The sequence below is a fragment of the Saccharothrix isguenensis genome (assembly GCF_052936305.1).
Window position 1 is genome coordinate 7,711,605 of the sequence record NZ_CP193626.1, and the last position, 23,689, is coordinate 7,735,293.

Here is a 23,689-nt window from a genome sequence, read left to right on the forward strand (position 1 = left end):
CGCCCGCTCACTTCGTCTTCGGAGCCAGCCACCGCGAGATCACGGTAGCCAGCAGGTTGAACAGCGTGATGATGATGACCAGGGTGATCGCCGCACCCCAGATCCGCTCGAAACCGGCATCGGTCGGGTTGTTCCGCTCCGACGTCATGAGCAGCGGCAGCGACGCCATCGGCCCTTCGAACAGGTTGTAGTTGATGTAAGGCGCGTACGCGGCGAGCACGAGCACCGGCGCGGTTTCGCCCATGACCCTGGCGAGGGCCAGCATGATGCCGGTGATGATGCCGGACAGCGCCGTGGGGATGACGACCTTCACGATCGTCTTCCACTTCGGGATGCCCAGCGCGTAGGACGCCTCACGCAGCTCGTCCGGCACGATCTTCAGCATTTCCTCGGTGGTCCGCACGATCACCGGCACCATCAGCAGCACCAGCGCGAGCGACACCGCGAAACCGCTGCGGCCGAACCCGAAGTACGTGATCCACAGGGTGTAGACGAACAGCGCGGCCACGATGGACGGCACACCGGTCAGGATGTCGACCATGAACGTGGTGGCCTTGGACAGCTTGGACCGGCCGCCGTACTCCACCAGGTACACACCGACGAACAAGCCGAGCGGCACCGACAGCACACCGCACACCAGGCCTTGGACCAGCGTGCCGTAGATCGCGTGGTAGACGCCGCCGCCCTGCTGGCGGGACAGCAGGCCGGACAGCGACTTCTGCCACCAGTCGCCGTTGAGCACCACCGGGAACCCGCGTTCGACCACCACGAACAGCACCCAGATCAGCGGCACGATCGCGACGAGGAACGCCCCGTACACCAGCGCCGAGGCGACGGCGTTCTTGAACTTGCGCCCACCGCTGACGCTCTGGAAGGTCGGCGGCGTGGCGAGGCGGTTCAGGTCCGCCGTGTCGGTCGTCATTCGTACTCCTTGTGACCGGCGACGATGGACCGGGCGATGGCGTTGACGCCGAAGGTCAGCACGAACAGCACCAGGCCTGCGGCGATGTACGCGCCGGCCGTCCGCGGGTCGTTGAACTCGGGCGCGGCGAGCGCGATCTTCGACGCGAACGTCGCGCCACCGTCGAACAGGCTCCACCCGAACGCCGCGCCGGTGCCGCTGAGGATGATCGTCAACGCGATCGTCTCGCCGAGCGCCCGGCCGAGGCCGAGCATGGAGGCGCTGACGTAGCCGGCCTTGCCGAACGGCAGCACGGTGGTCCGCACGACCTCCCACTTGGTGGCGCCCAACGCGATGGCGCCCTCGACGTGGGTGACCGGGGTGCGGTCGAACACCTCGCGGCTGACCGCGGTGATGATCGGCAGGATCATCACGGCCAGCACGATGCCGGCGGTGAAGATGGTGCCGCCCAGCTCGATGCTGACGTTGCCCTCGGCGAACAGCGGGATCCAGCCGAGGTTCGAGGTCAGCCACTGGCCGACCGGGGTCAGCACCGGGCCGAGCACGAGCAGGCCCCACAGGCCGAAGATGATCGACGGCACGGCGGCCAGCAGGTCGATGACGTACGCGAACGGCCGGGCCAGCCGGCGGGGCGCGTACTGGGTGAGGAACAGGGCGATGCCCAGGGCGATCGGCATGGCGATGACCAGCGCGAACGCGGCCGACACGACGGTCACCAGGAACAGGTCCAGGATGCCGTACCGCATGTTGTCGACGTCGCCGGTCGACCACTCGCGGCTGGTCAGGAAGTTGACCTGGTCCAGCGCGAGCGAGGGGATGGCCTGGAGCAGCAGGAAGACGCCGATAGCCGCGATCAGGACCACGATGAAGATGCCCGACCCGGTGGCCAGGCCTGCGAAGATCCGGTCACCCGGCCGGACGATGGTCTTCTGGTCGGCTTCCGTGGTCGGGGGAATCGGAGCCTCCGAGTCGGGTCTGGCGGCCGGAACGCCCGCGCGGGCACCGGTCGAACCGGTGCCCGCGGGGCGTGGGGCCACTGTGCGGTCGTTCATCGCAATGGCGTTCCCGAAGAGTGTGCCGGCCTGATCAGGCGATCGCCTTGATGGCGGTCAGCAACTTCTCCTGGAAGGCCTCGGGCACGGGAGCGTAGCCCGCGTCCGCGAGACCCGCCTGGCCGTCGGTCGCCGCGACCGTGAGGAACGCCTTGATGGCCTTCGCGGTCTCGGCGTCGTAGCCCTTCGAGCAGACGATCTCGTAGGTGGCGAGCAGCAGCGGGTAGGTGCCGGCCTCGGTGGAGCCGTAGATCGAGTCGAGGTCGAGCACCAGGTCGTTGCCGGCGCCCTTGATCTTCGCGCCGTCGATGGCCTTGCCGACCGACGCCTCGTTCAGCTCGACCGGGCCGGAGCCGTTGTCGATCTTGGCGACGGACAGCTTGTTGTCCTGGGCGAAGGACAGCTCGACGTAGGTGATGGCACCGTCGATGGAGCCGACGGCCTGCGCGACACCGGCGGACTTCTCCTTGGCCTCGCCGACACCGCCCTTGAACTGCTTGCCCGCGCCCTGCGTCCACGCGCCGTTCGAGGCGGCGTCGAGGTACAGCTGGAAGTTGTCCGTGGTGCCGGACTCGTCCGAGCGGTAGACGACCTTGATGTCCTTGTCGGGCAGCGTGGCGCTGCCGTTCAGGGCGGCGATGGCCGGGTCGTTCCACTTCGTCACGGAGCCGTTGAAGATCTTGGCGATGAGCTCGCCGGACAGCGTGAGGTCGGTGACGCCCTCCAGCTTGTAGCCGACCGCGACGGGGCCGAACACGAGCGGCAGGTTCCACGCCGGGTTGCCCTGGCAGCGCTCGGCCGCCTTGGCGACCTCGCCCTTGCTCTCGGACAGCGGCGAGTCGGAGCCGCCGAAGTCGACCTGACCGCCGATGAACTGCTTCACGCCCGCACCGGAGCCGGAGGCGTTGTACGCGAGGTCCGCGCCCTGGCACTTCTGCTGGTACGCCTGGACGAAGGTGTCCATCGCGTTCTTCTGCGCGGAAGAGCCCTCTGCGCTGAGCTTCGACTTGCCACCACACTCGACCGGGTTCGCCGACGACTCGCCGGTCGCCGGGGCCTGGCCCACGGGTGCGTTCTCGTCGCTACCACACGCGGTGAGCAGAAGCGCACCGGCCGCGATCAGGCCGAGTACGGCGCCGTGTCGCTTGGTCTTCACCTGGAGTCCTCCAGCTACGGAACGGATGTCGCGGCGAAGCTCCGCCGCTCGACACGGACGGTAGGCAGTGAGGGTGGACAGGCCCCCAGAAAAAGGTGAACGAGAGGTGAACTCCACACAGGAGGTGACGGAGTACACCGCCTTTTGGGTGTCTCGTGACCTGCACGTTTGCATGGCGTGATGGGTTTGTCACTACCGGGCGTATTGGACGTCCGAGTCCCAGCGCGCAAATCCCAACCGGTTGTACACGGACAGTGCCGCACCGTTGTCGGATTCGACGTACAGCATGACGTCCTTGAGCCCCGTGTCACGGAGGTGCGCCAGGCCCGCGAGGGTGATGGCCTTGCCGAGCCCGCCGCCCTGCGCGTCCGGGTCGACGCCCACCACGTACACCTCGCCTAGCTCGGCGGAGTGCGCCTTCGTCCAGTGGAAGGCGAGGAGCCGTTCCTCGCGGTCGACCGCCAGCAGGAACCCGGCCGGGTCGAACCACGGCTGCTCTTCCTTCTGCCGCAGGTCCTCGATGCTCATCGCGCCCTGCTCGGGGTGCCACGAGAACGCGCGGTGGTTGACGTACACGACGGCGGCCTCGTCCCGGCCGGGTACGAACGTGCGCAGCGTGACGCCGTCGGGCAGCACGGGCTCGGGCAGGTCGGCGTCGAGCGGGCGGCGCAGGCGCAGCAGTTCGCGGACCTTGCCGAAGCCGAACTTGGCCGCGAGGGCCTCGGCGCCCGGGTGGCCGCCGTGCGACCAGATGCGGAGCGGCTTGGGGCGGTCGGCGACCGCTTCGAACAGCGCGCTGCCGACACCGCGGCGGCGGTGGTCCGGGTGGACGGCCAGTTCGGCGACCTCGTTGCCGTCGGCGTCACCGAACACGTCCACGTGCAGGTAGCCGACCAGCACGTCCCCGTCGTGGACCAGGAGGTGCCGGCTACCTCGGGCGTCCGGCTGGAGGCGCAGGATCACGGCCTCGCCGACGGGGGCCACGCCGTCGGCGGCTTGGGCGGCCCCGAGCAGGTTGGAGACCTCGTCGGCCTGCTCGGGGGACAGCTCCTCGAACCACGTCGATTGCACACCGAAAACCTACCCGCAGAGATCCGGTCCGGAGGGAGAACCGCCCGGGGAAGATCCGCGGACGGCCGTCAGGCCCGGAAGATCAGCTCCGCTTCGTCGATGGTCGTCTCCGGCGCCTCGATGGCGTGCTCGACGCGGCGGGCGCTGCCGGGGCGCGGCGGGCGGACGAACTTGTAGCCGACGTTGCGCACGGTGCCGATGAGCGACTCGTGCTCGGGGCCGAGCTTCGCGCGCAGGCGCCGGACGTGCACGTCCACGGTCCGCGTGCCGCCGAAGAAGTCGTAGCCCCACACCTCCTGGAGCAGCTGCGCCCGGGTGAACACCCGGCCGGCGTGCTGCGCCAGGTACTTCAGCAGCTCGAACTCCTTGTAGGTCAGGTCGAGCGGGCGTCCGCGCAGGCGGGCCGTGTACGTGGCCTCGTCGATGACCAGCTCACCGAGCTGGATCGAGCCGTCGCCGCCGGGCTGCGTGGTGCCGCGCCGGGAGCGCACCAGGCGCAGCCGGGCGTCCACCTCGGCCGGGCCGGAGGTGGGGAGCAGGATCTCGTCCACGCTCCAGTCGGAGTTCACCGCGACCAGACCGCCCTCGGTGACGACCGCCACCACGGGCACGTCCACCCCGCTGGAGTCCAGCAGGCGGCACAGGCTGCGGGCGGCGGCCAGGTCGGTCCGCGCGTCGACCAGCACGACGTCGTGGGGGCCGGCTTCCAGCAGCGCCGACACCTCCGGGCGCAGCGGACGGACTTCGTGCGGGAGGAGCGACAGCGCGGGGAGAACCGCCTCGGGGTCGGAGTCCGTGGTCAACAGCAGCACGTCGATACTCATCGCGGCGCCCTCTCGTTCGGCCGGTGCTTGGTCACCGACCAGGCACAGCGAAGTACGGTGACCGGGCCCCGTTGCCTGCGGATGACGGAGACGATACCGGTGCACACCACGAAAGACCCAGGTCAGCAGGTCAGGGTCACAGTTGTTTCCACAAGCGTCACGCCTGTTACATCCATGTCACACGACGCTGTCCTCCTGCACGGTGTGCATGTGAGATCAACACCGACGGTGACGGATCTCGCCTTCGTGGTCGGTCACGGCTTCACGAACCACGTGCGAAAACCTTTCGTCAGCCGGGTGTTGCGGCGGTTCTCGCACCACGGCGGGGTCGTCGCCCTCGACTTCCGCGGCCACGGCAGGTCCGCCGGCCGGTCCTCGGTGGGCAGTGATGAAATCCACGACCTCGCGGCCGGCGTCTCGCTCGCCCGGAGGCTCGGGTACCGACGCGTGGCGACGGTGGGGTTCTCCATGGGCGCGTCCATCGCCCTGCGCCACGCGGGTCTGCACGAGGACAGACCGGACGCCGTGGCGGCCGTCAGCGGTCCCTCGCGCTGGTGGGTGCGCGACACGGTGGCCATGCGCCGCGTCCACTGGCTGCTCGAACAGCCGCACGGCCGGCTCGCCGCCCGCGCGCTGGGCGTGCGCCTCGGCCCGCCGTGGGTGACGCCGCCGGAGAGCCCGCTGGAGGTCGTGCACCGCATCGCGCCGACACCGCTGCTGATCGTGCACGGTGAGCAGGACCACTACTTCAGCCCCGCGCACGCCGTCGCGCTGCACAAGGCGGCGGGCGGCGACGCGGAGCTGTGGCTGGAGCCCGGCATGAGGCACGCCGAGTCCTCCATGACGCCCGCTCTGGTAGACCGGGTGGCGACCTGGCTGGACGAGCGCTCGCGGCCGACCCGGGCCGACGACCACAGCTGCGGCCAGATCGACGACCAGACCGCGCACGACGACCGGACAAAGGGCAGGCGATGACCGCGACCGAGACCAAGCGCCGTCCCACGCGGGGCCGCAAGCTGATCATCACCCTGCTGGTGGTGGGCGGGCTGCTGGTCGCGGCCGACTTCGCGCTGGCTGCGGCGGGCGAGTACCAGGTCGCGCAGAAGATGCGGCAGAAGCTGGTGCTGAGCGAGGACCCGTCGGTGCGGATCAACGGCTTCCCGTTCATCACGCAGGCCATCGCGGGTGACTACCGGGACATCGAGATCAGCGCCACCGGCGTGCCGGTGCGCGACCAACTGCGGGACCTGGAGATCCACGCGAACCTCCGCCACGTCCGGATCGGCCTGTCGGACCTGCTGGCCGGCAACACCCGCGGTGCGAAGATCGACCAGGTGCAGGGCAGCGTCAAGATCAAGGCGAACGACCTGAACCGGGTGGTCAACCAGGTCACGCCGTTCACCGACATGGCCATCGAGCCCGACACCCGCACCGAGCTGCCCCCGGGGCAGGAGGCGGACCCGACGGTCGCGGCGGTGAAGCTGTCCGGCAACACCACGGTGGCGAGCCGCAAGATCCGCATCACCGCGTACGGCACGGTGGCGCTGGTCAACGGCGACGTGGTGATCTCGATGAACGACGTGGAGCTGGACGACACGGCGCTGGCCGGGCTGGACGCGGTGCTCGGCGTGGTGCGCGAGGCGTTGAGCGTGACCATCAACCCGGGCCAGCTGCCCTTCACGGTGACCCCGACCGCCGTCAAGGTGGAGAGCGGCGCGTTGACCGTGGAAGGCGCCATCAGCGACATCCCGTTGGACGGGGGAAGCTGAATGACCGGGGCCTGGGCACTGCTCGGCGCGGTCGCGGTGGTGGCCGTGATCGGCGTGGTGCTGCGCGCGCGGAACGGTCGGGTGCGCGCCCCCCGGCCCGGCGCCCGGCTGCCCGCCCCGGTGCGCGACCTCCTCGCCCCGGACGCGCACGTCACGCTGGTGCAGGTGTCCACGACGTTCTGCGCCACGTGCCGGCAGACCAAGGCGCTGCTCGAAGACCTGGCCCACCGCACCGAGGGGCTGCGCCACGTCGAGCTCGACGTGACGGACCTGCCGGAGGTCGCGGCCGAACTGGGCGTGCTGCGCGCGCCGACGACGCTCGCGCTGGACGGGTCGGGTGCGGAACTCCTGCGCGTCGGCGGCCTGCCGAAGCGGGACGCGCTCATTGCGGCTTTGCGCCCACACCTGCCTGGGCTGATCGGGTGAACCTGCCGACTCCCACCAGGTGGACGCCCCTCCCGACAGCAGAGATGAGCGGCTAGTCTCGAACCCATGACCATGCTGCTGACCAAGCGACTCGCGGTGGACCTCTGCCGCGTGCGCAGCAGCCTGTGTCGCGCGGCGCGCTGACCGGGCGGTCACCGGCAGTCCGCACGCCCTTGACGGACGTGTGCGCCTGCACCTAACACCGCCTGAAGACGGACTACCCAGTCTTGTCCACCGTCAGGAGGTCGCCGTGCCGAAAGATGCCCCTGTGGATCCGCGTGGTCCGCGTTTCAGCGCCTGGATAACCACCGCCGTGCTGGCGGTCGTCCTGCTGACCGGGTCGTGGCGGTTGCTGGCCGCGCAGACCGTGCTGTTCGCGATGTGCGCGTTCATCTCGCTCAAGCTCAACCCCTGGGGCCACGTCTACCGGTACGCCGTCCAGCCGCGGATCACGCCGACCGCCGAGCGCGAGGAAGCCGCCCCGCTGCGGTTCGCGCAGGGCGTCGGGTTCGTGTTCGCCCTGGTGGGCACGATCGGGTACGCCTCGGGACTGACCGCGCTCGGAGTCGTCGCCACGTCCGGCGCACTGGTCGCCGCGCTGCTCAACGCCGCGCTCGGCCTGTGCCTCGGCTGCGAGATGTACCTGCTCCTGCGCCGCTACGCACCCGCACTCGCCCGACCCCAGTCGACACCGTCGCAGTAAGAACGAAGAAATTGGAGCAGCTTCGATGAGCCGTGAAGACGTCCTGGTCTCGGCCGCTTGGGCCGAGGAGAACCTCGCCACGCCCGGCGTGGTGTTCGTGGAGGTCGACGAGGACACCTCCGCCTACGACGGGGGCCACATCCCGGGCGCGGTGAGGATCGACTGGAAGACCGAGTTGCAGGACCCGGTGCGCCGCGACTTCGTGGACCGCGCGGGCTTCGAGAAGCTGCTGTCCGCCAAGGGCATCTCCAACGACGACAACGTGATCTTGTACGGCGGCAACAACAACTGGTTCGCCGCGTACGCGTACTGGTACTTCAAGCTGTACGGCCACGACAGCGTGAAGCTCCTCGACGGAGGCCGGAAGAAGTGGGAGCTGGACGGCCGTCCGCTGGACAAGGAGCAGGTCGAGCGCCAGGCGACCAGCTACACCGCCCAGGAGCAGGACCTGGCGATCCGCGCGTTCCGCGACGAGGTCGTCGACGCGATCGGCAAGAAGAACCTGGTCGACGTGCGCTCGCCCGACGAGTTCTCCGGCAAGCTGCTGGCGCCCGCGCACCTGCCGCAGGAGCAGGCGCAGCGCGGCGGCCACATCCCGAGCGCGATCAACGTGCCGTGGAGCAAGGCGGCCAACGAGGACGGCACGTTCAAGTCGGACGAGGAGCTGGCCCGGATCTACGGCGAGGCCGGGTTCGACGGCTCGCGCAAGACGATCGCCTACTGCCGCATCGGCGAGCGCTCGTCGCACACGTGGTTCGCGCTGCACGAGCTGCTCGGCCACGAGGACGTGAAGAACTACGACGGTTCCTGGACCGAGTACGGCTCGCTCGTCGGCGTGCCGGTCGAGCTCGGCAGCGGCAAGGAGGCCTGACATGAGCAGCAGCTGTGGCGCACCCGAGCAGGGTGCGGAGATCCAGGTGGGCGGCAACGAGGTCGTGCTGACCGGCAAGGTCCGCGCCGAGGGCGCCCCGGTCGGTGGCGCGTTCGTGCGGCTGCTGGACTCGTCCGGCGAGTTCACCGCCGAGGTCGTGTCCTCCGCCGACGGCGACTTCCGCTTCTTCGCCGCGCCGGGCACGTGGACGATCCGGGCACTGCACCGGTCGGGCAACGGGCAGGCGTCGGTCGACGCGGACGGGCCGGGCGTGCACCCGGTCGAGGTCGCGGTGGCCTGAGCGGACCCGCACCCCGGCTGGGTTCGCCCCAGACGGGGAGGAGCGCACGGGCTCGTCCCCGGCGCTACCTCTCGCCGACCCCGGTGGCGTTCGCCACCGGGGTCGCCGCTGTTCGGGGACAGGTGCCTAAACTGGATGGGTGGAACACATCTTCACAGCGCTGCTGATCGTCGTGTCCTTGATGGTGGTGTGGTTCGCCGGGTACGTGGTGTACCGGCTGTTCTCCGACCAGCGATGAGCGGCGGCGGGCCGGTCCCCGGCAGTGGTGACGAGGCCGTCCGGGCCGCCGCGGAGCGCGCGGAGGTGACGCGCGCGCGGAACCTGCCGCAGTTCGACGACCTGCCGATCCCGGCGGACACCGCGAACCTGCGCTCCGGGCCTTCGCTGCACGACGCGTGCCTGGCCCTGCTGCCGCTGGTCGGCGTGTGGCGCGGCGAGGGCGAGGTCGTGTACCCGACGATCGAGGGCCCGTTCCGGTACGGGCAGCAGGTCACGTTCGCGCACGACGGCCGGCCGTTCCTCTACTACGAGGCCAGGGCGTGGCTGCTGGACGCGGACGGCGCGGTGATCCGCCAGGCGGCCCGCGAGACCGGCTTCTGGCGTCCCCAGGCGGACGACACGATCGAGGTGTTGATCACGCACAACACCGGCATCCTGGAGCTGTACTACGGCAAGCCGCTCAACCAGACGTCCTGGGAGCTGGCCACCGACGCGGTGATCCGCACGGCGACCGCCAAGGAGGTCACCGGGGCACAGCGCCTGTACGGCCTCGTCAACAACGGCGACCTGGCGTACGTCGAGGAGCGGGCGATGGTCGGCCAACCCCTCCAGCCGCACATCTCGGCCCACTTGAAGCGCGTCGTCGGCTAGGACTCCGGGTTGGATTGTTGAACAATCCCACCCTACGCTGTGCCCATGCAGCTGCGGCGGTGCGGCACGAACGCGGTGCTCGTCGAGGTGGACTCGCTCGACGAGGTGGAGGCCGTGCGCGCGGCGGTCGCGGCGGCCGGGTCGCCGGACGTGGTCGAACTCGTGCCCGCCGCCCGCACGGTCCTGATCGTCACCAGGCCCGGCGGGCTGCCGGCGGTCCGCGAGGTCCTGGCCACCGCCTCGCCGGTCCGCCACCCGGGGACGTCGTCGGGTGAGGTGGTCCTCCCGGTCCGCTACGACGGCCCGGACCTGGACCTCGTCGCCGACACCGCGGGCCTGACCACCGCCGAGGTGGTCGAGCTGCACACCAGCGCCACCTACCGGGTCGCGTTCTGCGGCTTCGCCCCCGGCTTCGCCTACCTCACCGGCCTGCCGGAGCCCTTGCGGCAACCACGCCTGGCGTCGCCGCGCACCAAGGTGCCCGCCGGCTCGGTGGCCGTGGCCGGCGAGTTCACCGCCGCCTACCCCCGCGCCACGCCCGGCGGCTGGCGCCTGATCGGCCGCACCGACGCGCCGCTCTTCGACCCGCGCCGCCCCACCCCGGCCCTGCTCGCCCCCGGCCGGCGCGTCCGCTTCGAGGCCACCCCATGACCCCACCCCGCCGCGAGCCCTCCACTCCGACACCGCGAGTCCTCCGTTCCGACACCGCGAGTCCTCCGTTCAGGACGCGTGAGTCCTCCGTTCCGAACACCCGGGTTCAACGCTCGCGCACGCTCACCGTGCTGCGTACCGGCCCGCAGGCCCTGGTCCAGGACCTCGGCCGCCCCGGCAACGCGCACCTCGGCGTCCCGCCCTCCGGCGCGCTGGACCAGCCGTCGTTCACGCTCGCCAACCGCCTGGTCGGCAACCCCGAGAACGCGGCCGGCCTCGAAGTCCTCCTCGGCGGGCTGGCACTGCGCGCCAACGCCTCCTGCACTGTCGCGGTGACCGGACCGGCCACCCCCGCCCTGGTCAACGGCGTCGCGCGCGACTCACCGCTGCACCTCGCCCCCGGCGACACCCTGACCCTCGGCACGCCGCAAGCCGGCCTCCGCTCGTACGTCGCGGTGTCCGGCGGCATCACCGTCCCGGCCGAGCTGGGCAGCCGGTCCACCGACCTGCTCTCCGGCCTCGGCCCCGCCCCGCTCCGACCCGGCGACGAACTGCCCCTCGGCGACCCGACCGGCGTGCCGGTGGGCGTCGACGTGCTCGTGCCCGTCCAGGTGCCGGGCGAAGTGGTCGTGCCCGTGTTCCTCGGCCCCCGTGACGACTGGTTCGACGACCCGGCGCGTCAGCTCCGCGAAGGCCGCTGGACGGTGTCCGACCGCAGCAACCGGGTCGGCATCCGCCTCACCGGCACGGCACTGGACCGGACCGAGGACCGCGTGGGCCGGGAGCTGCCGAGCGAAGGCCTGGTCACCGGTGCCGTGCAGGTCCCGGCCGACGGCCACCCCGTCGTCTTCCTCGCCGACCACCCGACGACCGGCGGCTACCCGGTGATCGGCGTGGTCCCGGAGCACGCCCTCCCGCTGCTGGGCCAGGCCCGGCCGGGCACACCGCTCCGGTTCACGCCACAGGGCTGAGCGGCGGCCCCGGACAACGCCGAGGCCGCCGCCCTCTGCGTCCCAGCCCCCGGTACGCCACAGCTCCTAGTACTCGGACTCGTACAGGTCCGCCAGCTCGGCGTGCAGCTCGGCCGAGTCGGGCAGCGTCTTGCCGTCCAACGTGTGCACGCGGGTGACCTTGCGGACGCTCGACACCAGGAAGACGCCGTCCGCCGCGTACAGCTCCTCCACCGCGATCGGCCGCACCTCGACCGCCCAGCCCTCGCGCGCGGCGGCCCGGAACAGCGCGGCCTGCGTGGTGCCCGGCAGGATGCCCAGGTCCGCGGGGGGCGTGGTCAGGGTGCGCCCGCGGACCATGATCAGCGTGGACGTCGGGCCTTCCAGCACGGACCCGGACGACGTGGTGAACACGACCTCCGCCGCGCCACGCCGTTCCGCCTCGCGCAGCGCGGCCATGTTCGTGGCGTACGACAGCGACTTCGCGCCCAGCAGCAGCCACGGCGCGCGCTCCATCAGGCCCGGCTCGATCCCCCGGTCCAGGGTGACCGCGGCGATGCCCTCGGCGCGCTGGGTCATCACCTTCGGCGAGATGTCCATCGCCAGCGCGAAGCCGGTGGGTGTGCCGTCACCGCCTTCGACACCGCGGGTGTAGACGAGCTTCAGCGCGATCTCCGGGCCGCCCGTCCAGTTCGCCAGCACGAGGTCGACGGCGTGCTCGAACGCGGCGCGGTCGGGTTCGGGCAGGTCGAGCATGGCCGCCGAGCGGGCCAGTCGATCCAGGTGGGGGCCGAGTTCGCGGGGCTTGCCGTCGACGACCAGGATCGTCTCGAAGATCCCGTCACCGCGCATCAGGCCGAAGTCGTCGACCCGGATCAGCGGGGCGTCGGGGTCGGCCAGGGTTCCGTCCAGTAGTGCGAGCACGCGCATACCGTGAGACTACTCACGGCCTACCATCGAATTCGTGGACACCGCCAGCGCCCCGAAAGCCCTGCGCAAAACGCTGCACGACCGCGGCATGCGGATGACACCGCAGCGCCAGCTCGTGCTCGACGCGGTGCGCGAACTGGGCCACGCCACACCGGAGCAGATCTGCCAGCGCGTCCAGGTCATCGCGCCCACGGTCAACATCACCACCGTCTACCGCACGCTCGACCTGCTGGACCGGCTCGGCCTGGTCCGGCACACGCACCTCGGGCATGGCGCGCCGAACTACTCGATGGACGAGCACGAGCACGTGCACCTGGTGTGCCACCGGTGCGGTCGGGTGGACGAGGTGCCGTGCGAACTCCTCTCACCTCTGGGGGGAACACTGCGGGCGGAGTACGGGTTCGAACTTGATGCGAGCCACCTCGCGCTGTCCGGCACCTGCCGCGAGTGCCTGACCCAGAGCGTGCCGAAGGAGTCCGAGTGAATTCACCGCTGTTGCCCGCGCCGGGTGCGGTCGCCCCGTTCGAGGGCGTCCCCGACCAGGGTGTGCCGTGGCACTTCGGCGACCCGTTCGCCGAACAGCGCTCGGCCGCGCGGTCGGTCGCGGTGTTCGACCGGTCGAACCGGGCCGTCATCGCGGTGCCGGGTGACGACCGGCTGCCGTGGCTGCACTCGCTGACCAGCCAGCACTTCACCGCGTTGGGTGACGACCAGGGCACCGAGGCGCTGATCCTGGACATCCAGGGGCGGGTCGAGCACCACGCCGTGGTGGCGAACGTGGGCGGGGTCGTCTACCTCGACACGGAGTCGTCGCGGTCGGCCGACCTGCTGGCGTACCTGACCAAGATGGTGTTCTGGTCGAAGGTCGAGCCGCGCGACGCGACGGCCGAGTCGGCGGTGCTGACCGTGGTCGGCCCGGAGGTCCCCGGGTTGTTCGCCAAGCTGGACCTCCCCCTCCCGGACGGCCCGCACGGCGTCGTCGCGCTGGAGGGGGGCTTCGCCCGCCGCATGACGTGGCCCGGCCAGGACGCGGTCGACCTCGTGGTCCCGCGACCGCGGCTCGCCGACTGGTGGCAGAGGCTCACCGACGCGGGCGCGCGCCCGGCCGGCAGCTGGGCGTTCGAGGCGCTGAGGGTCGAGTCCCTGCACCCGCGGCTGGGCGTGGACACGGACGAGAAGACCATCCCGCACGAGGTGAACTGGATCGGCGACGCCGTGCACCTGGACAAGGGCTGCTACCGGGGTCAGGAAACGGTCTCCAAGGTGCACAACGTCGGCCGCCCGCCGCGCCGGATGCTGCTCCTGCACCTGGACGGCTCGATGGAGGTGCAGCCGGAGACCGGCGACCCGGTGCTGGTCGACGACCGCGTGGTCGGCCGGGTCGGCAGCGTGGCGCTGCACCACGAGCTGGGCACGATCGTGTTGGCACTGGTCAAGCGGTCGATCTCGCCGGAGACGGAGCTGCTGGTCGGCGCCGAGGACCGCCGGGTCCAGGCGTCCGTCGACCCGGACTCGGTGCCGCCGGACACCCCGGGTCTCGGCCGTGAGGCGGCCCGCAACCTGGGCCGCTGATCCGGACCGGAAAACCGGCGACTTCCCCTGCCTGCGGTTCCGGGCCGAACGGGTGTCGCCGAGGCGGTGGACCGGGCGGGTTGTGTGCCAGGATCACGACATGTCCCGACCCGGATCCCACGGCACGCTGCTGACCGTCGCCCCCACCGGGGCCGAGCACGCGAAGGCCGACGTCCCCCAGCTGCCGGTCACGGTGGAGGAACTGGTCGGCACGGCCGTGGCGTGCGAGCAGGTCGGCGCCGCGATGGTCCACGTGCACATCCGCGGCGCGGACACCAGGCCGACGCTGGACCTCGGGCTGCTCAAGGAGACGGTCGCGGCGCTGAGGGAGCGCACGGACCTGATCGTGCAGCTGTCCACCGGCGGCGCGGTGACCGACCCCGAGGCGGACCGGCTGCGGGTGCTCGACGCCCTGCCCGATTCGGCGTCCTGCACCATGGGCACGGTGAACTTCGGCGACGACGTCTTCCTGAACCGCTGGGAGTTCGTGGTCGCTTTGCACAAGGGAATGCAGGAGCGGGGCATCGTCCCCGAGTACGAGATCTTCGACATCGGCCAGCTGGCGTCCCTGCGGCGGCTGCTGGACCAGCACGGGCTGCCGGCGGGCGGCAAGGTGCACGTCGACCTGGTGATGGGCGTGCCGGGCGGCATGCCGGGTGACGCGGAGACGCTGGTGGCGGCCTTGCGGCTGCTGCCGGAGGGCGCGTCGTTCTCGGCCACGGGGATCGGGCGGACCACGCTGCCGGTGATGCTGACCGCGCTCGCCGCGGGCGGTCACCTGCGGGTGGGCATGGAAGACACCATCTCGTACGCGAAAGGCCAGCCGGTGCGGGACAACGCGCAGCTGGTCGCCCGCGCGGCCGGGTTGGCGAAGATCGCCCAACGTCCGCCGCTGTCGCCCGCGGACGCACGTGCACTCCTCGGCGTGCGCAGTCCGGTACAGGTTTGAGACAACTTTGGAAGCAGGTTTGTGTTGGCGGGTGGACACGAACTACCGCAGGATGAGTACGTGATCGAGGTGCGCCCCGGCGGGCGCCGCCGTATCGACCGGGTGCTCGCCCCCGACTACGCGGAGGGGGTCGAGCGACTTCCGCTCGCCGAGGTGCGCGCGCTGCGCGACGAAGCGGCGCAGGAGGAGACCGATCTGTCGTACCTGCGGCGACTGCTGCACGTGCGGATCGACATCGTGCGGGCCGAGCAGGAGCGCCGGACGTCGGGCGGTTCCGCGGTGGTCGATCAGCTGGCGACCATCCTGGCGTCGAACGCGGTCGGGCCGGCCACCGGTCTCGGCCGGTACCAGACCCAGGAGCCGTCCCGGGCGGAAGCGCACCGGCGGCACGTCGAGGCACTGGTGTCGGACGTCGACCTGTCGGACGTGAGCGCGCTGTCGGACGACAAGCTGGGCCTGGCGCTGCGGGTGCTCATCGGCGAGGAGGCCTCGGTGTCGTCACGCCGGCGGGAGGTGCAGGCCGTGGTCGACTGCCTGAACGCCGAGATCGCCGGCCGGTACCAGAGCGGCAGCGCCTCGGTGGACGAGCTGCTGGCCGCCGAACGGGGTTGGCCGACCAACCCCGGCCGTTCCAAGCAGTAGGAGCACAGTCCCAAATTCTGGGCCGGCCACCTAACGTGGCCGGTGATGGCACTACGACGATCCGCGACGCCGAGGTACCGGTGGGTGGTGCTCGCGGTCGGCGCGGTGGCGCAGGGCACCAACGCCGCGGTGTTCCTGGGCCTGCCGGCGATCACCCCGCAGCTCCGCGGGCACTTCGGGCTGTCCCTCCCGCAGGTCGGCCTGCTGCTCGGCGCGGTCAACCTGGGCACGATGCTGACCCTCGTGCTCTGGGGCGCGGCGGCCGACCGGCGCGGTGAGCGGCCGGTGATGGCCATCGGCGGGTTCGGCGCCGCCCCCTGCCTCGCGCCGGCGGCGTTCGGCGGTCCCCCCTGCTGATCCGGGAACCGCCGTGGGCCGTGCGCTCGGGCGGCCGGCCCGCCGCCCTGCTGATGGCCGCGGTGGTGGCCGTGGGCGCCCGTGTGCTGCTAGCCGTGCCGTTCCCGGCTCGCCAGCTCGCCCCAGAACTCCCGTAGCCGCTCGTAGCGGAGGGCGACCTCCTCGGCGTCACCGGCCTCCAGCGCGTCCACGATCGCGTTCACGTCCGTCGCCGAGCTGTCTTCGAGCAGGTCCTTGTCGTCGATGAGCTGCACCAGGCCGCCGTAGTCCAGCTCCACCGCGGAGCCGGGCGCGAAGTGGTCGAGCCAGCGCTTGGTGTCCGCGAGGACCTTGGCCGGACCTCCCTCGCCCAGGGACCGGGACACCACGCCGTGCGCCCGCGCCACCCGTTCGAGGGCATCCGCCAGGGACACCCGCCACGAGACCTGGCGCTCCGGGTCGTCCTTCGGGGCCAGGACGACCCGCCGTGCGGCCGGCTCGACCAGGGCGAACCAGGGCAGCGGCACCGTCCAGGTGGTGGAGATGACGTGCACCGCCCCACCGGTCAGCTCGGCCATCACCGAGGACGCCCGCGCCCGGATCTCGTCGGGCTCGACGGCGACGGCCTCGTCCTGCAGCGGTCCGGTGGACGTGGCGAGGAAACCGACCAGCGCGGCGGCCGAGCGGGCTCTCAGGTCGAGGGGGCAGACCAGGGGACCAGGGCCGACTTCTCCCGGCACCTCGGCTGGACTGATGGTCATCACGTCGAACGGCGCGTCCGGTGGGACGCGTCCGTCCGACCGCTCACCGGGCAGGAGGCGGCGCGGCCGGGCCAACTGTGATCGCAACCACAGCTCCCGTTCGCGCTCACCGACGTCCGCACGGCTCAAGGCCCCGTCTTCCAGGGCTTTTCGCACCTGATCCGCCAACGGTGCGTCAAGAGCCGACAGCGGTTCGTACACCCTGAGGTAGGCGACGAACGGTCGAGGCACCCGCGCATCCTCCCATGGCGGGATTTGCCGGTACGTCTCACGCCTACCGCGTCGCGGGGAACCCCTTCGACACGGTACGGTAGTTACCAGGAACTAGTTGTCGAGACGAGTGGGGCCGCCGTTCCCCCGGCCGCCCCCGTCCCTGTGCGAGGGGGTCGAGCCATGGGGCGCGGCCGAGCGAAGGCCAAGCAGACCAAGGTGGCGCGGGAGCTCAAATACAGCTCTCACAACATCGACGTCGACGCCTTGCAACGCGAGCTGTCCAGCGGCGAGTCCGCCGCAGGTCGCCGAAGCGATGAACGCTTCGACGACGCGTCGGACGATGATTACGACGACTACCGTCGCTGACGTATCCACTACCCGCTGCTGAGGTTGGGCTGCCGGTGCACTTGCCGGCAGCCCAACCTTTGCAGCGGGCCCTAGAACGCCCTGGCGTACTGCCGGGGCGGGTCGACCTGCACCCCGAGCTGCCGTGCCGCGTGCAACGGCCAGTACGGGTCCCGCAGCAACTCCCGCCCGAGCAGCACCAGGTCGGCCGAGCCATCGGCGAGGACCTGCTCAGCCTGCCGGGCGTCGGTGATCATGCCGACGGCCCCGGTGGGCACGTCGGCCTTCCGCCGTACCGCCTCGGCGAACGGCACCTGGTAGCCGGGGCCGGTCGGGATGTCCGCCGTGGGCACGTTGCCACCGGTGGACACGTCGATCAGGTCGGCGCCCAGGGCCGCGAGGTCGCGGGCGAGTTCGACGCTGTCCTCCGCGGTCCACCCGCCCTCGACCCAGTCGGTGGCGGACACGCGCACGAACACCGGCACGTCCGCGCCCACCTCGTCCCGGACGGCGGCGGTGACCTCGCGCGTCAGCCGGGTGCGGTTCTCCGGCGAGCCGCCGTAGGCGTCGGTGCGGTGGTTGCTGAGCGGCGACAGGAACTCGTGCAGGAGGTAGCCGTGCGCGGCGTGGACCTCGACCACCCGGAAGCCGGCCGCCAGCGCGCGCCGGGCCGCCGCGGCGAAGTCGGCGACCACCTCCGCGATGCCCGCGGCGTCCAGTTCGGCCGGCGTCCGGTAGGTCTCGTCGAACGGCTCGGCGCTGGGCGCGACGGGCGTCCAGCCGCCGTCGGCGTCCGCGACCCCACCTCGCCGCGCCGCGAACGGCGAGTAGGTCGAGCCCTTGCGGCCGGCGTGGGCGAGCTGCACCCCGGCGACGGCCCCCTGGGCGTGGATGAAGTCCACGATCGGCCGCCACGACGCGATGTGCGCGTCGTCCCACAGGCCGGCGTCGTCGGGCGAGATGCGGCCGACGGCCTGGATGGCGGCGGCCTCGGTGAGGACCAGGCCCGCGCCACCGGCGGCGCGCGAGCCGAGGTGCACGAGGTGCCACTCGTCCGGGTGGCCGTCGACGGACGAGTACTGGCACATGGGGCTCACCGCGACGCGGTTCGGCAGGGTGACGCCGCGGAGGGTCAACGGGGTGAACAGCAGGCTCACGTGAAGCTCCTAGTAGCGGTCCGGAACCAGGACGGGACCAACGGCCCGTCACCGGGTTCCAAGCCCTCGATCGGACCGCTTGTTCCCGGTGTGGTGTCCGTCCCACGTCACGGGAGCTGGGGAATTCCATTCGATTCGGTATTGCGCGTGCATTCGCACGTGATCTTCACCGAGAGGCCGGCGGGCACAACGCCGGACAAGAGGACACCAGTTACGCCCATTCGGGTGTACTGTCCGCACCACGTTCGGGGAGACCATCACTTGCGCCCGACGCAGGTCGGCCCATTCGAAGTCCCGCCGGTCACGACAGTAACAGGATCCACATGCTGCCCATGCCGACCACGATGACACCGGATCCAGGGTGGCCCAGCAACAGCCTCCTGGGCCGACTCCGAGACAACACCCGACAAGAGCTGTTGAACATCGGCACGGTCGTGCGGTACACGGCCGACCGAGAGGTCATCGAGCAGGATGCGAAGGACACTCATGTCCTGCTGCTGCTCGAAGGCGTGGTCAAGGTGCAGACCACGGACGAAACGGGTGACACGGCGCTGCTCGCGATCAGGGTCGCGGGCGACCTCGTGGGCGAGATGGCCGCGCTGGACCAGAAGCCCCGCTCGGCCACCGTCGTCACGTGCGGTGACGTGGTCGCGAAGCTGATCACCAGCGGCGAGCTGATGACGTTCCTGCACCGGCGCAACGACGTGTTCGTCGAATTGATCGGGATGATCAACGACCGGTTGCGCTGGGCGAACCAGCGCCGGCGCGATTTCCTGTCCCACCCGGCTTCCGAGCGGGTGGCGCGGGTGCTGGCCGAATTGGTGCAGACCTACGGACGGGAAGAGCCGCACGGGTGGACGTTGGGAATTCCGCTGACGAAGGTGGAACTCGCGTCGATCGCGGGGATGAAGCCGAGAACGGCCGAGAAGGCGTTCGCGGATCTGCGAAAAGCGGGGGTGGTGGTGAGTCACCTGAGGCGTGACGTGCTGGTGCCCGACCTGGCCGGACTGCGCGCATATGCCGGCTTCTGACCTGGGACCGCAATTCTGCGGAATTCACGCGGACGCGGTCGGCAGTACGCGGACAAGGGGACGTGAGGGTGCGCGAGGAACCGCTGAGACTGCTCGCCGGCGCCGCTGCCGGTGCGCTCGCCACTGCCGTGGACACCGAGCAGTGGCCCGACCTGCGGGCGCGGGTGGCGGCGGCCGTCGCGCCCGGACTGTCCGAGTTGGTCAGCGCGCAGCTGGACGAGGCGCGGCGGAGGCTGGTCGCGGTGCCGCGCGGGCGGCTGGAGCCGGCGCGGGCGGAGTTCGCCACCGAGTGGCGGGGTTCGATCCACGCCATGCTGTGGGAACGCCCGGAGGCCGCCGGTCCGCTGCGCGCGGTGTTGGACGAGGTCAGCCCCGCGCTGCCTCGGAGTCACGGGGATTTCGGCGATCCGGACACCTTGACGTCAGCGGCACCGTGACCGCTCCGGCCGGTCGGAGATAGCGGATCTGCTTCGCTTTTCCGGCGGCCACCTCGTCGTGGGCGGCGGTGATCTCGGGGCGGTGGGCGACTTCCGGGACGCCGATCTCCCACCACGCGCCGGCTTCCGTCCACGCGTCCGGACGGGTGCGAATCACGACCACCGCCGGGCGGTGCTCGGATTTCGCCACGTCACGGGCTTTGCGGTAGGCGTCACGGAGGTCTTCGAGGCTGTCCGCCGGGAACGCGGCGCAGCCCATCGAGGCGGCGTGCGCGGCGAAATCGGTGCGCGGCGGTCGGGCGTGTGCGGTGCGCACGTCGTCGTAGAGGTTGTTGAACGCGGCGCCACCGTTGCCGGTCTGGAGGCGGTGGATCACCGCGTAGCCGTCGTTGTCGCACACCACGGCCACGAAGCCGTGCCCGGCGAACGCCGCCGAGAACAGCTCGGAGTTGAGCATCAGGTACGAGCCGTCGCCGAGGAGCGTGGTGACCACGCCGTCCGGCCGGGCGATGGCCGCGCCCCACGCGCCGGCCAGTTCGTAGCCCATGCAGGAGAAGCCGTACTCGACGTCCATGGTCGCCTCGCCGACCGCGCGCCAGCCGCCGATCAGCTCGCCGGGCAGGCCGCCGGACGCCGTCATCACGTAGTCCTCCGGCGTGGAGAGGTCGTTCACCACGCCTACTACCTGCGCGTACGTCGGCATGCCGGGGGGTGCGCGCAGGGTGTCGACGTGCGCGTCCCACTTGGCCCGCTCCTGTGCGGCTCGTGACGCCCAGGTCTGGTCGGCCTGCCAGTCGCCCACGGCGTCGGTCAGCTCGCGCATGCCTTCGTCGGCGTCGGTGACGACGGACAGCGCGCCGTGCTTGACGGCGTCGTACCGGGCGGCGTTGAACGAGACGATCCGGACGTTCGGCGCGAACACCGTCCAGGAGGCAGTGGTGAAGTCCTGGAGGCGGGTGCCGACGGCGAGCACCACGTCGGCTTCGGCGGCCAGGGCGTTCGCCGAGGTCGAGCCGGTGATGCCGAGCGGGCCGGCGTGCAGCGGGTGGTCGTGCGGGACGAGGGTGCGGCCGGCGGTCGTCTCGGCGATCGGGATCGCGTGCTGTTCGGCGAAGCGGATCGCGCGGCCGGCGGCGCGGGAGTACCGCACACCGCCGCCCAGGACCAGCAGCGGCCTGCGGGCTTGGCGGAGGGTTTCGGCCGCTTCCGCGAGCGCGCGCAGGTCCGGGCGGGGGCGGGGCGGGCGGTGGACGACTCGCGTGAACAGGCTTTCCGGGAAGTCGAACGACTCGGCCTGCACGTCCTGGGGCAGCGCGAGGACCACCGGGCCGCAGTCGGCCGGATCGGTGAGCACCCGTGCGGCGTGCGGCAGGGTGTTCAGCAGCTGCTCCGGTCGGGTGATCCGGTCGAAGTACCGGCTGACCGCGCGGAACGCGTCGTTGACGGTGGTCGTCGGGTCGCCGAAGTGCTCGACCTGCTGCAGGACCGGGTCCGGCGCGCGGCTGGTGAACGTGTCGCCGGGGAGGAGGAGCAGCGGCAGGCGGTTGGCGTGGGCGACGCCGGCGGCGGTGACCATGTTCAGCGCGCCGGGGCCGATGGACGACGTGGCGACGCCGACCTGCCGGCGGTGGGTGGCCTTGCCGATGCCGACCGCGGCCAGTGCCATGCCCTGCTCGTTGTGGCCGCGCCAGACCGGGAGCTGGTGGCGCGCTTCTTCGAGGGCGTTGCCGAGGCCGAGGACGTTGCCGTGGCCGAAGATCGCGAAGACGCCGGGGAAGAGCGGGCCTTCGGCGCCGTCGGGCAGTTCGGTGCGTTGCGCGAGCAGCCAGCGGACCAGGGCTTGCGCGGTGGTGAGCCTCATTCCACCCGTCCTTCGGCGTTGGTGACGGGACAGCGCGGGTCGAGGTGCTGCTTCGCCCAGGTGTCCCGGATCCAGGTGTGCGCGGGGTCGTCGCAGAACTCCATCGAGCGCTGGGGGCCCGGGCCTGCCAGCACGTTCAGGTAGTACATGGGGTAGCCGGGGGCGGCGACGCACGGGCCGTGGTAGCCGCGGGGGATCAGGAAGACGTCGCCGTCGCGGACGGTGACGTCCTCGTCGATGTCGCCGTCGTCGGCGTAGGTGCGGTGGAAGCCGAAACCTTCACGCGACGGGGTGACGTTGTCCCGGCCGGCGATGCGGAAGTAGTAGATCTCCTCGTTGGCGACGTCGCAGGTGTGGTCGTGCTTGTGCGGCGGGTAGGACGACCAGTTGCCGTCCGGGGTGATCAGCTCGCAGGCCATGAGCCGGTCGGCGTGGTCCCAGACGCCGGGGACGCCGAAGTTGGTGACCTGCCGGGTGGCGCTGCCCGCGCCCCGGACCTCGACGGGGACGCCCTCGGCCGGGCCGTACTTCGGCGTGAGCCTGCGTTCGCAGCGCGCCATCGGCAGTGCGACCTCCACGCCGTCCTTCGTGGACAGCTTCACGTGGGCCTCGCGCGGCACGTAGGCGAAATCCGTCACCCGCGTGAAGACGGAATCCCGCCCCTCCAGGTCGAACCGCTCGCCGTCCACGTCCACCACGCACCCGCCGGACAGCGGGAGCACGAACGCCTCGTGGTCGCCGGTGTCGAACTCGGTCACGCCGCCGGGGTGCAGCAGCAGGACCCGCAGGCCGGCGTGGTGCCAGCCGGCGGTGTCGGGCGTCAGCTCGACGGCGTTCTCGCCGTCCGACAGCGTGCCCAACGGCCGGTGCAGACTCATCCGCCCACTCCCCTTCTCGTCGGCCTCATCCACTGGCCCGTCATCCACTGGCCGCTCGTGCACCAGCCTGCTCATCCGCCGGCCCGCTCGCGCGCCGAATCCCGCGCCGTGCGCAACACCTGCGCAGCAGCCTCAACCGCAGCAACGACGTCCCCGTCCGACGGGTAGAGCAACGCCCGCCCCACCACCAACCCGCGCACGGTCGGGTGACGGAGCGACCTGCCCCACGACGCCAGGTCATCCTCCGGCCGAGCCGAGGGCACACCGCCGAGCACAAGCGCGGGCAACGTCGTCGCGTCCAGCGCCGCATCCGCCGACGCCGGCAACTTGAGCCACGTGTACGCCGACGTGGACCCCAGGCCGGCCGCGACGCTCGCCGCCCGCGCCAACGCCGCGGCGTCCTTCTGCAGCACCAGACTCCCCGCCGCGTTCCGCACGTACGGCAGGGGCTCGACCATCGCCATCAGCCCGCGTTCCGCCAGCGCCGACACGGCCGCGGCGCAGCTCTCCAGCGTGGGCGCGGTGCCTGGGTCGGAGTCCACCATGCGCAGCAGCATCTTCCCGCCGTCCAACCCGTTGCCCGCGATGGCGCTGGGGTCGTAGGCGGTGAACCGGTCGTCGATCTCCCAGTCCGCGCCGGCCAGGCCGCCGCGGTTCATGGAGCCGATGACGACCTTGTCGTGCAGGCCGTCGAGGAGCAGCAAGTCCTCGATCACGTCCGGCGTGCCGAGCACCCCGTCCACCGCCGGGTTCGCCAGCGCGGTGAGCAGGCGGTCCAGCAGGGAGCGGCGGTCGGCCATCGCCAGCGGGTCGGCGCCCACCCCCAGCGCACCGCGCGCGGGGTGGTCGGCTGCGACCAGGAACAGGGTGCCCTGGTCCGACAGCAGCCGTTGGCGTCGGCGGCGGGCTTGGTAGGCGTGGCGGACGGCGGCCGGGTTCGTCGCCCTGGTGTCCAGCAGCTGCCGCCACTGCTCGTCCGGGATCACTGCGCACCGCCGGCCGTGGGGTCTC

At 71.3% G+C, this 23,689-nt stretch carries 29 protein-coding genes; 18 read left to right on the forward strand and 11 right to left on the reverse strand.

The window, feature by feature from the left end; translation table 11 throughout:
• Positions 1-7: 7 nt before the first annotated feature.
• From pstA to ACRAKI_RS34885, 5 genes are all read right to left on the reverse strand, one after another.
• On the reverse strand, positions 8-922 hold the full coding sequence (pstA, locus tag ACRAKI_RS34865; RefSeq protein ID WP_447004709.1) for a phosphate ABC transporter permease PstA: 915 nt from the start codon (positions 920-922) through the stop codon (positions 8-10).
• Complete coding sequence (gene pstC, locus ACRAKI_RS34870) at positions 919-1,974, reverse strand: phosphate ABC transporter permease subunit PstC (RefSeq protein ID WP_447004710.1); 1,056 nt, start codon at positions 1,972-1,974, stop codon at positions 919-921. Before pstC ends, pstA begins: the two co-directional genes overlap by 4 nt.
• A gap of 34 nt (positions 1,975-2,008) precedes the next feature.
• Positions 2,009-3,130, reverse strand: coding sequence for a phosphate ABC transporter substrate-binding protein PstS (gene pstS / locus ACRAKI_RS34875; protein WP_447004711.1), 1,122 nt, complete (start codon positions 3,128-3,130; stop codon positions 2,009-2,011).
• A gap of 192 nt (positions 3,131-3,322) precedes the next feature.
• Positions 3,323-4,201, reverse strand: a complete 879-nt coding sequence (mshD, locus tag ACRAKI_RS34880; RefSeq protein ID WP_447004712.1) for a mycothiol synthase — start codon at positions 4,199-4,201, stop codon at positions 3,323-3,325.
• A gap of 68 nt (positions 4,202-4,269) precedes the next feature.
• Positions 4,270-5,025, reverse strand: coding sequence for a winged helix-turn-helix domain-containing protein (locus ACRAKI_RS34885; RefSeq protein ID WP_447004713.1), 756 nt, complete (start codon positions 5,023-5,025; stop codon positions 4,270-4,272).
• Between the two features lie 174 nt (positions 5,026-5,199).
• On the opposite strand from ACRAKI_RS34885, the gene ACRAKI_RS34890 reads away from it, so the two are divergent.
• From ACRAKI_RS34890 to ACRAKI_RS34935, 10 genes are all read left to right on the forward strand, one after another.
• Positions 5,200-6,000 (forward strand): alpha/beta hydrolase family protein, encoded by an 801-nt coding sequence (locus tag ACRAKI_RS34890; protein WP_447004714.1) that lies wholly within the window; start codon positions 5,200-5,202, stop codon positions 5,998-6,000.
• Positions 5,997-6,794 (forward strand): LmeA family phospholipid-binding protein, encoded by a 798-nt coding sequence (locus ACRAKI_RS34895; RefSeq protein WP_447004715.1) that lies wholly within the window; start codon positions 5,997-5,999, stop codon positions 6,792-6,794. Before ACRAKI_RS34890 ends, ACRAKI_RS34895 begins: the two co-directional genes overlap by 4 nt.
• The gene (locus ACRAKI_RS34900; RefSeq protein ID WP_447004716.1) at positions 6,795-7,220 is read left to right on the forward strand and encodes a TlpA family protein disulfide reductase; all 426 of its coding nucleotides are present in this window, start codon (positions 6,795-6,797) and stop codon (positions 7,218-7,220) included.
• A gap of 72 nt (positions 7,221-7,292) precedes the next feature.
• Positions 7,293-7,364 carry a putative leader peptide gene (locus tag ACRAKI_RS34905; RefSeq protein WP_447008599.1) on the forward strand — a complete coding sequence of 24 codons (72 nt, stop codon included), beginning with the start codon at positions 7,293-7,295 and terminating at the stop codon, positions 7,362-7,364.
• Between the two features lie 106 nt (positions 7,365-7,470).
• Positions 7,471-7,923: a DUF4395 domain-containing protein gene (locus ACRAKI_RS34910; protein ID WP_447004717.1), complete on the forward strand. Its 453-nt coding sequence runs from the start codon at positions 7,471-7,473 to the stop codon at positions 7,921-7,923.
• Positions 7,924-7,948: 25 nt separating this feature from the next.
• The gene (locus ACRAKI_RS34915) at positions 7,949-8,794 is read left to right on the forward strand and encodes a sulfurtransferase (protein ID WP_447004718.1); all 846 of its coding nucleotides are present in this window, start codon (positions 7,949-7,951) and stop codon (positions 8,792-8,794) included.
• A 1-nt stretch (position 8,795) separates the two neighbouring features.
• Complete coding sequence (locus ACRAKI_RS34920; RefSeq protein WP_447004719.1) at positions 8,796-9,095, forward strand: DUF1416 domain-containing protein; 300 nt, start codon at positions 8,796-8,798, stop codon at positions 9,093-9,095.
• 234 nt (positions 9,096-9,329) lie between these two features.
• Positions 9,330-9,965, forward strand: coding sequence for an FABP family protein (locus tag ACRAKI_RS34925; protein ID WP_447004720.1), 636 nt, complete (start codon positions 9,330-9,332; stop codon positions 9,963-9,965).
• A gap of 45 nt (positions 9,966-10,010) precedes the next feature.
• Positions 10,011-10,616: a 5-oxoprolinase subunit B family protein gene (locus tag ACRAKI_RS34930; RefSeq protein ID WP_447004721.1), complete on the forward strand. Its 606-nt coding sequence runs from the start codon at positions 10,011-10,013 to the stop codon at positions 10,614-10,616.
• Positions 10,617-10,744: 128 nt separating this feature from the next.
• Complete coding sequence (locus ACRAKI_RS34935) at positions 10,745-11,587, forward strand: 5-oxoprolinase subunit C family protein (protein ID WP_447004722.1); 843 nt, start codon at positions 10,745-10,747, stop codon at positions 11,585-11,587.
• A 66-nt stretch (positions 11,588-11,653) separates the two neighbouring features.
• Here ACRAKI_RS34935 and ACRAKI_RS34940 read toward each other — a convergent pair whose 3' ends face one another.
• Positions 11,654-12,496 carry an aminodeoxychorismate lyase gene (locus ACRAKI_RS34940; protein ID WP_447004723.1) on the reverse strand — a complete coding sequence of 281 codons (843 nt, stop codon included), beginning with the start codon at positions 12,494-12,496 and terminating at the stop codon, positions 11,654-11,656.
• A gap of 34 nt (positions 12,497-12,530) precedes the next feature.
• Between ACRAKI_RS34940 and ACRAKI_RS34945 the strand changes: the two genes are divergently transcribed.
• The 5 genes from ACRAKI_RS34945 (at position 12,531) to ACRAKI_RS34965 (ending at position 16,016) form a co-directional block, all read left to right on the forward strand.
• Complete coding sequence (locus ACRAKI_RS34945) at positions 12,531-12,980, forward strand: Fur family transcriptional regulator (protein WP_447004724.1); 450 nt, start codon at positions 12,531-12,533, stop codon at positions 12,978-12,980.
• Entirely contained in the window at positions 12,977-14,068 is a 1,092-nt protein-coding gene (ygfZ, locus tag ACRAKI_RS34950) for a CAF17-like 4Fe-4S cluster assembly/insertion protein YgfZ (RefSeq protein ID WP_447004725.1), read from the forward strand. Before ACRAKI_RS34945 ends, ygfZ begins: the two co-directional genes overlap by 4 nt.
• A gap of 100 nt (positions 14,069-14,168) precedes the next feature.
• Positions 14,169-15,017, forward strand: a complete 849-nt coding sequence (locus ACRAKI_RS34955) for a 3-keto-5-aminohexanoate cleavage protein (protein WP_447004726.1) — start codon at positions 14,169-14,171, stop codon at positions 15,015-15,017.
• A gap of 60 nt (positions 15,018-15,077) precedes the next feature.
• Positions 15,078-15,659 (forward strand): RsiG family protein, encoded by a 582-nt coding sequence (locus ACRAKI_RS34960; protein ID WP_447004727.1) that lies wholly within the window; start codon positions 15,078-15,080, stop codon positions 15,657-15,659.
• A 45-nt stretch (positions 15,660-15,704) separates the two neighbouring features.
• Positions 15,705-16,016 carry an MFS transporter gene (locus tag ACRAKI_RS34965; protein WP_447004728.1) on the forward strand — a complete coding sequence of 104 codons (312 nt, stop codon included), beginning with the start codon at positions 15,705-15,707 and terminating at the stop codon, positions 16,014-16,016.
• An 89-nt stretch (positions 16,017-16,105) separates the two neighbouring features.
• Here the strand turns inward: ACRAKI_RS34965 and ACRAKI_RS34970 are convergent, their stop codons facing one another.
• Positions 16,106-16,987 (reverse strand): hypothetical protein, encoded by an 882-nt coding sequence (locus ACRAKI_RS34970; protein WP_447004729.1) that lies wholly within the window; start codon positions 16,985-16,987, stop codon positions 16,106-16,108.
• Positions 16,988-17,149: 162 nt separating this feature from the next.
• On the opposite strand from ACRAKI_RS34970, the gene ACRAKI_RS34975 reads away from it, so the two are divergent.
• On the forward strand, positions 17,150-17,335 hold the full coding sequence (locus tag ACRAKI_RS34975) for a DUF3073 domain-containing protein (RefSeq protein ID WP_447004730.1): 186 nt from the start codon (positions 17,150-17,152) through the stop codon (positions 17,333-17,335).
• Between the two features lie 71 nt (positions 17,336-17,406).
• Here the strand turns inward: ACRAKI_RS34975 and ACRAKI_RS34980 are convergent, their stop codons facing one another.
• A complete protein-coding gene (locus ACRAKI_RS34980) occupies positions 17,407-18,471 on the reverse strand; it encodes an NADH:flavin oxidoreductase/NADH oxidase (protein WP_447004731.1) in 1,065 nt (354 codons plus the stop codon).
• Between the two features lie 344 nt (positions 18,472-18,815).
• Here ACRAKI_RS34980 and ACRAKI_RS34985 point away from each other — a divergent pair, with 344 nt between their 5' ends.
• On the forward strand, positions 18,816-19,502 hold the full coding sequence (locus ACRAKI_RS34985) for a Crp/Fnr family transcriptional regulator (protein WP_447004732.1): 687 nt from the start codon (positions 18,816-18,818) through the stop codon (positions 19,500-19,502).
• Positions 19,503-19,570: 68 nt separating this feature from the next.
• Positions 19,571-19,939 carry a hypothetical protein gene (locus tag ACRAKI_RS34990; protein ID WP_447004733.1) on the forward strand — a complete coding sequence of 123 codons (369 nt, stop codon included), beginning with the start codon at positions 19,571-19,573 and terminating at the stop codon, positions 19,937-19,939.
• On the opposite strand, the gene iolD is transcribed toward ACRAKI_RS34990, so the two are convergent.
• From iolD to ACRAKI_RS35005, 3 genes are all read right to left on the reverse strand, one after another.
• Entirely contained in the window at positions 19,869-21,800 is a 1,932-nt protein-coding gene (gene iolD, locus ACRAKI_RS34995) for a 3D-(3,5/4)-trihydroxycyclohexane-1,2-dione acylhydrolase (decyclizing) (protein WP_447004734.1), read from the reverse strand. The genes ACRAKI_RS34990 and iolD overlap by 71 nt on opposite strands.
• Positions 21,797-22,678, reverse strand: coding sequence for a 5-deoxy-glucuronate isomerase (gene iolB / locus ACRAKI_RS35000; RefSeq protein WP_447004735.1), 882 nt, complete (start codon positions 22,676-22,678; stop codon positions 21,797-21,799). Before iolB ends, iolD begins: the two co-directional genes overlap by 4 nt.
• A gap of 71 nt (positions 22,679-22,749) precedes the next feature.
• Positions 22,750-23,664: a Cgl0159 family (beta/alpha)8-fold protein gene (locus tag ACRAKI_RS35005; protein ID WP_447004736.1), complete on the reverse strand. Its 915-nt coding sequence runs from the start codon at positions 23,662-23,664 to the stop codon at positions 22,750-22,752.
• Between the last annotated feature and the right edge of the window lie 25 nt (positions 23,665-23,689).